The 6169-nt window shown below is 52.7% G+C and carries 5 protein-coding genes, 2 tRNA genes and 3 pseudogenes; 4 read left to right on the top strand and 6 right to left on the bottom strand.

The features are described from left to right. Positions 1-73: 73 nt before the first annotated feature. Positions 74-382, bottom strand: a pseudogene (locus L2I46_RS28410) (Arm DNA-binding domain-containing protein); the annotation flags it as partial. A 180-nt stretch (positions 383-562) separates the two neighbouring features. Further along, a tRNA-Asn gene (locus L2I46_RS28405) sits at positions 563-638 on the bottom strand. 5 nt (positions 639-643) lie between these two features. Here L2I46_RS28405 and L2I46_RS29850 point away from each other — a divergent pair. The 4 genes and pseudogenes from L2I46_RS29850 to L2I46_RS28390 all read left to right on the top strand — a co-directional run. Beyond that, a pseudogene (locus L2I46_RS29850) lies at positions 644-748 on the top strand (DUF5951 family protein); the annotation flags it as partial. Positions 749-831: 83 nt separating this feature from the next. Then, positions 832-2268 carry an EmmdR/YeeO family multidrug/toxin efflux MATE transporter gene (locus L2I46_RS28400; RefSeq protein WP_023290315.1) on the top strand — a complete coding sequence of 479 codons (1437 nt, stop codon included), beginning with the start codon at positions 832-834 and terminating at the stop codon, positions 2266-2268. 126 nt (positions 2269-2394) lie between these two features. Beyond that, positions 2395-2470 (top strand) — tRNA-Asn (locus L2I46_RS28395). 161 nt (positions 2471-2631) lie between these two features. Further along, a pseudogene (locus tag L2I46_RS28390) lies at positions 2632-3563 on the top strand (tyrosine-type recombinase/integrase); the annotation flags it as partial. Between the two features lie 435 nt (positions 3564-3998). Here L2I46_RS28390 and L2I46_RS28385 read toward each other — a convergent pair. The 4 genes from L2I46_RS28385 to L2I46_RS28370 form a co-directional block, all read right to left on the bottom strand. Continuing rightward, the gene (locus L2I46_RS28385) at positions 3999-4301 is read right to left on the bottom strand and encodes a helix-turn-helix domain-containing protein (RefSeq protein WP_000533827.1); all 303 of its coding nucleotides are present in this window, start codon (positions 4299-4301) and stop codon (positions 3999-4001) included. Between the two features lie 4 nt (positions 4302-4305). Further along, the gene (locus L2I46_RS28380) at positions 4306-4659 is read right to left on the bottom strand and encodes a type II toxin-antitoxin system RelE/ParE family toxin (RefSeq protein WP_023290313.1); all 354 of its coding nucleotides are present in this window, start codon (positions 4657-4659) and stop codon (positions 4306-4308) included. A gap of 491 nt (positions 4660-5150) precedes the next feature. Next, positions 5151-5372: a helix-turn-helix domain-containing protein gene (locus L2I46_RS28375; RefSeq protein WP_236948407.1), complete on the bottom strand. Its 222-nt coding sequence runs from the start codon at positions 5370-5372 to the stop codon at positions 5151-5153. Next, a complete protein-coding gene (locus L2I46_RS28370) occupies positions 5369-5830 on the bottom strand; it encodes a hypothetical protein (RefSeq protein ID WP_236948406.1) in 462 nt (153 codons plus the stop codon). The genes L2I46_RS28375 and L2I46_RS28370 overlap by 4 nt, the downstream gene beginning before the upstream one ends. Positions 5831-6169 lie beyond the last annotated feature (339 nt).

Genomic DNA, 6169 nt, shown 5'->3' with positions numbered 1-6169 from the left:
AACGGTCTGCGTTGTCGGGAAGATGCGTGATCTGATCCTTCAACTCAGCAAAAGTTCGATTTATTCAACAAAGCCTGAAAGAGCGTGTTTTATCACGTTTAGCTTTTAGCTCTTTAACCTCTGCCTGTTTCTTTGCATTAGGGTCAATGCCCTGAGCAAGAAGCCTTCTGGCCTCATCACGACGTTGTCTTGCATCAGAAAGAGAAACAGCAGGGTAAACACCAATAGAAAAGAGTTTTTGCTTCCCTTCGAAGCGGTAAGCCATTTGCCAGTATTTGGAACCCTTCGGGGTAACGCGAAGGAACATGCCAAAGCCATCGGTCAGCTTGTATTCCTTCTCAAGGGGTTTGGCATTTTTTGCTTTAATATCAGTCAGTGACATGAAAAAATCCCCTCGATTGTTGGTAAAAGGCAAATCGAACCAGCATTACCAGCATTTTTACCATCAAAATGATATGGCTTCGAGTGGTTTTTAGTGAACGAGGGTGAACGACTGAAGAGGGATAACCAATTGATAGAAATGCAGAAAGCAGACGTTAGTGAACGTCTGCTTCCTTTAAAATGGCTCCTCTGACTGGACTCGAACCAGTGACATACGGATTAACAGTCCGCCGTTCTACCGACTGAACTACAGAGGAATCGTGTGGAGTCGTATCTTAGCGGCGAAAAATCTTTTGTCAAACATCAATTCGCCCGTTCAGGTGCAACTGCCGCTTCCATCAACAATTTGTTGTCATTTCCGACAATGATTACGGAAAAATACTTTGCAGGATATCCATTTCTCGATCATCATTTGAAATGTTGTTTCAACATCTCTCACTAAGGTCTCTCTTGAACGTCACCTCCGCCGTACGCCAGGCCGTCGAACGGACATCCTGGTTTAAAAAACGTCAGCGTTATCGTGTGCTGTACTGGCGCGAAATCAGCCCTCTCGCTGTGCCCATTCTGCTGGAAAATGCCTGTGTGCTGTTGATGGGGGTGTTGAGCACCTTCCTTGTCAGCTGGCTGGGCAAAGAGGCCATGGCCGGGGTGGGCCTGGCCGATAGCTTTAACATGGTGATCATGTCGTTTTTTGCCGCTATCGATCTGGGTACCACGGTGGTGGTGGCCTTTAGCCTCGGTAAGCGAGATCGGCGGCGGGCGAGAGCGGCCGCGCGCCAGTCGCTGGCCATTATGACCCTGTTTTCTATTGTGCTGGCGGGAGTGATCCACGCTTTTGGTCAGGAGATTATTAATTTTGTCGCCGGCGATGCCACCCCGCAGGTGAAGGACCTGGCGCTGACCTATCTCGAGCTGACGGTGCTGAGCTATCCGGCGGCGGCGATTGCGCTAATCGGCAGCGGGGCGCTGCGCGGAGCCGGGACCACCAAAATCCCGCTGTTGATCAACGGCGGGATGAACATCCTCAATATCCTAATCAGCAGCGTGCTCATCTATGGCCTCTTCTCCTGGCCGGGGCTGGGCTTTGTCGGCGCCGGTCTCGGACTGACCATTGCCCGCTATATTGGCGCCATCGCCACTATCTGGGTGCTGATGGTGGGCCTCAATCCCGCGCTGCGGCTGTCGCTGAAGGGCTACTTCAAACCCTTTAACTTCGCCATTATCTGGGAGGTGATGGGGATCGGCATCCCGGCCAGTATCGAATCGGTTCTGTTCAATGGCGGTAAGCTGCTGACCCAGATGTTTGTCGCCGGGATGGGCACCAACGTTATCGCCGGCAATTTCATTGCTTTTTCGGTGGCCTCGCTGATTAACCTGCCGGGCAACGCCCTCGGCTCCGCCTCGACGATCATTACCGGCAAGCGGCTGGGGAAAGGGCAGATTGGCCAGGCGGAATTCCAGGCCTGGCATGTGTTCTGGCTGTCGACCATTATTCTGACGCTGATTGCCTGGGGCAGCGCCCCGTTCGCGGGCTTTATCGCCTCGTTCTATACCCATGAAGAAGACGTAAAAGAGGTGGTGAAGCAGCTGCTGTGGCTCAACGCCCTGTTTATGCCGATCTGGTCGCTGTCGTGGACTTTACCCTGCGCCTTCAAAGGCGCCCGTGACGTACGTTATACCATGTGGGTGTCGATGCTCGGCATGTGGGGCTGCCGGGTGGTGGCGGGCTATACGCTGGGTATCGTGCTGGGGATGGGCGTGATCGGCGTCTGGTTAGGGATGGTGCTCGACTGGGCAGTGCGCGGCGCGCTGTTTTACTTCCGCATGGTGAGCGGTCGCTGGCTGTGGAAGTACCCGCGGGTGAAGGCCTCAACGCCGGATACCTGATCCGTTTGCCGGATAAACGCCATTTTTTGCGCAAAGTGAGGAATAATTCGGCAAACGATTCATTTTATTAAAAACAGGCTTTACAGCGTCCGGCGTCATCGTTAATATGCGCCCCGTTCACACGATTCCTCTGTAGTTCAGTCGGTAGAACGGCGGACTGTTAATCCGTATGTCACTGGTTCGAGTCCAGTCAGAGGAGCCAAATTCCTGCTTTCAGGCGTGCTTATAAATTCCTATTCAATTAGGTTTCAATAAGTTAGCGTGAAAATCCTTCCCGATGCATATCTGGTTTTCCCTCCGCATCCGGCGAAATTGGTGGTCTGATTTGGGGTCATTTCAGTTCGATAATGGAATGACCACCATATGTCCCTTTCCGACGCGAAAATCCGCACTATCAAGCCTTCTGATAAACCCTTTAAACTGACCGACTCTCAAGGTCTGTATCTGCTTGTCAATCCGGGCGATTCACGCCTCTGGTATCTCAAATATCGCTTCAACCGAAAAGAATCCCGTATAGCATTAGGTGCCTATCCGCAGGTCTCGCTTACTGACCCCCGTCAACAGCGCGACGGTATCCGTAAACTACTGGCGCAGAATATTAACCCAGCGCAACAACGTGTTGCCGAAAAAGCCGCCGCTTCACCGGAAAAATGCTTTGAGGCCGTTGCGGTGGCATGGCACAAAACCAACAAAAAGTGGTCGGCTGACTATGCAGAGCGCATCCTTGCCAGCATGAAAATCATATCTTTCCGGCGATTGGTCATCTGCCCGTCACGTTGTTAAAAACACAGCATTTCACGGCGTTGCTGAAAGTTATCGAGGACAAAGGCTTTCTTGAAGTCGCGTCCCGAACCCGGCAGCAACTCTGCAACATCATGCGTTACGCCGTTCAGCAGGGGCTGACTGAAAACAATCCGGCGCTGCATCTGGAAGGCGTCACCGCGCCGCCGGTTTAAAATCACTATCCCGCCCTGCCGCTGGAGCGGTTACCCGAATTGTTTGAGCGCATTGGTGATTATCAGCAGGGACGGCAGCTTACAAGGCTGGCGGTGGTGCTGACACTCCATCTGTTTATTCGCTCCTGTGAGCAGCGCTTCGCCCGCTGGAGCGAGATTGATTTCAGACACAAAATCTGGACCATTCCCGCCACACGGGAAACGATTGAGAAAGTTCGTTTCTCTGGCCGTGGCGCAAAAATGCGTACTCCGCACATTGTGCCGCTTTCCCGACAGGCAATTGCTATTCTGAAGCAGATACAAGAGATTTCCGGCCATCTGGAACTGGTGTTCCCCGGCGCACAGGCCAATAGCCCTTGTTTTTTGTTGGGGCTGCGAACGATACCCGAGCGCTGGGGCGGCAGCCGTTGAGGTGTGGTGGGGCTTCGGTTGTGCTCTCTGAGCAACCGCCCGCTTGCGCGGGTTATCCCCCGGATCGTCCAGATCCTCCTCGGTATCGGTTCATGTTCTCCTTATGGGTTAAATGGCCTGAAAAGGCAGTGTCAGAATCCAGCCATGAGCTGGCGCAGTTGAGTTATCTGGTGCAAGTCGAAAGGACTGCGTGCGTCACTTTCTCGCGACTTTGCGGTTAAAGTGACTCACTGGTACTGGTGCAGCATCTGAAAATTTTTCGTCTGGTGCAGTTTTACGGTCACGCGGCAGCAAAGCCTTCGGCAATGCAGACCACTGCCCGTCATGAAGGAATTGACGCTCCGGTTCAGGGAGCGCCAGTGTTTACAGTACAAATCCGTAGTGAGAACCATCCGGCAGTTCAACATCAAGACGTAGCTTGCCGCCAGTCGCTTCAACGTAGCGTTTGAGAGTGGAAAGCTTCAGATCGCGCCCTGGTTTTTCCATTCCTGCAACGGTAGGTTGCCTGATGCCCAGCGCCTGTGCCATCTCCACCTGCGTTTTCTGTACTTTCTCACGCAGTTCGGCAAGGTGAATGTTGAGCAGTATGTCCGTCGCCATCGCCTGAGCTTCGGCCACGACTTCAGGTTTTTCATCCGCAATAAGCTGTTCCAGCGTTCTGCCCATCGCGTTACTCCTTCTCTTTTAATGTGTTCAGCCAGTTCGTGAATTCCCTGTCAGCAACAGGGAGCATCTCATCGTAAAAACGTTTTTCATTGCCGACCTTATTTCCGGCACAAAGCACAATGCCGGTACGGGTCGGATCAAAAGCGAAAAACGCCCGTATCGGCTCGCCCCGACTCTGAATACGTAGCTCTTTCATGTTGCTGTAGCGGGAACCTCTGACCGTATCGGCATAAGGTCTGGACAAACCTGGTCCCTTTTCCCGCAGGACCAGCAGTGCTGCAAGCATGCTGACCCTGTCGGTATCGCTGAGCGAGGCAAACCAGCGATCAAACGTATCCGTTGTTTTAATTGTCCACATGGGACCCCCTAATAAATATAGGTTAAATGCTATATAGATGTAAAGCTATAAAGCGGATTATGAAGTGATGGGATGAGGGATTCATGCGTCATTACTTCAAAGATGAAGACGCATTCGGGTATTTCAGTGAATAACATGCAAGACATTCACCGTTTTACGACCTGTACCGAAAAACCAGTTCAGGTATTAACGCAGTGTGAAGAGTGACCTTAACTGCAACGCAGTCCGACATTTACAAAGGTATTGTCGGTAACGGGACGACCAGCCTGAAATCAGGCCGCTTCTTGCAGGTCGTGAAGCGTAAGGGCAGCCCGGAGGGCCATTCGTTGCATGGGGGAAATTATACGAATGTAACTGGCGCAGAAAGAGGAAACTGTTTTTGCCTGAAAAATATTTCCCGTTGATTTGATGCTGAGTTGCCGCGCGTCACTGGCGTTCCCTCGATCTCCCACCCGCAAGGGCAGGCAGAAGATCGGGAGGAACTGTTCACCTTATCGATATTCTGATTTACGGTCGCGCGATGGCCAGATGTCCTCAGGCGCAACATCTAACGCTTCAGCAATCAATCTTTCGCCTTTGGGCCAGTGGCGGGTAAGCGCATTAGCCAGCGTGGAGGACGCCAGCCCGGCATGACGGGAAACCGCCGCCAGCGACATTCCCCGCTTTTTCAGCGCCGCAATAATGTCGGCAGAATGCCAGTCCTGTCGCATCATGCGGCCACCTCGTCGATAAACTTCACGCCATCGGCAGTGCGGAGCCAGCGCGGCGCTTTCATTTCCGCAGCGAAATAGTTGATCAGTTCATACAGCAGGCAGCTAAGGTGTTTCTCCATTTCAGAGTAAAAGCCTTGCCCTGCCAGCATCTGCGTCAGGGAGAGACGGTAGCGACAAAGCTCTGTGCATTCAGGCTCGAAACGGGGGGAATTTGCAGGGAGGGTGTCAACGGTCAGGCTTTCAATAAGATGGGGAGGAACGGGTTCTAACAGCGTGGGCTGCAACAGCGTCAGACAGGCGTTGAGTCTGCCGCAGAGCGCCATTTTGAGTGTGGGATCGTTGCTTTCAATCAGAGTTTCGGCGAAGTTTTCGCAGTGGTCGGCCAGTACAGTGAAATCCGTGGCGGCATTAAAGGGAACAGCAAGTAATGGATGTGTTTGGATTGGGGGAGCAGCCATAGCTGCAGCCTCCTGTAACGGGTTTAAAACCCACCACCAGAGGTTCCAATCTCATGGTGGTGGACTGAACGGGGTTGGAACTACCGGCGTTACAGGCAACCGGCGCACCTTACGGTGCCCCCGCCCAGCCCACCATTGAGGTATAGCCGAGCGCACGACATAAAAAAAGACGCGGGGCGCGTCGTATGTCGCCTGTAACATTCCTCAGGGTTCCAATCCCGGCACCTGAATTTGCAGGTGCGGGTAGACGATACCGCTTTCGGGTGATGCCTCTAATTAGTTGAATCTGATGTATAATGCGGGCTTTTGAGGTTCTTTCATGGCCAGCGTTAACATTCA

This window comes from Klebsiella sp. 2019SCSN059 (assembly GCF_021739525.1).
GTDB lineage: Bacteria > Pseudomonadota > Gammaproteobacteria > Enterobacterales > Enterobacteriaceae > Klebsiella > Klebsiella quasipneumoniae.
This window is presented reverse-complemented; position numbering and strand designations above follow the sequence as displayed.

Coding starts and splice junctions, on each gene's coding strand:
- L2I46_RS28385 (WP_000533827.1), bottom strand. CDS start 4,301: ATGGGCAGAACGCTGGAACAGCTTATTGCGGATGAAAAACCTGAAGTC.
- L2I46_RS28380 (WP_023290313.1), bottom strand. CDS start 4,659: ATGTGGACAATTAAAACAACGGATACGTTTGATCGCTGGTTTGCCTCG.
- L2I46_RS28375 (WP_236948407.1), bottom strand. CDS start 5,372: ATGATGCGACAGGACTGGCATTCTGCCGACATTATTGCGGCGCTGAAA.
- L2I46_RS28370 (WP_236948406.1), bottom strand. CDS start 5,830: ATGGCTGCTCCCCCAATCCAAACACATCCATTACTTGCTGTTCCCTTT.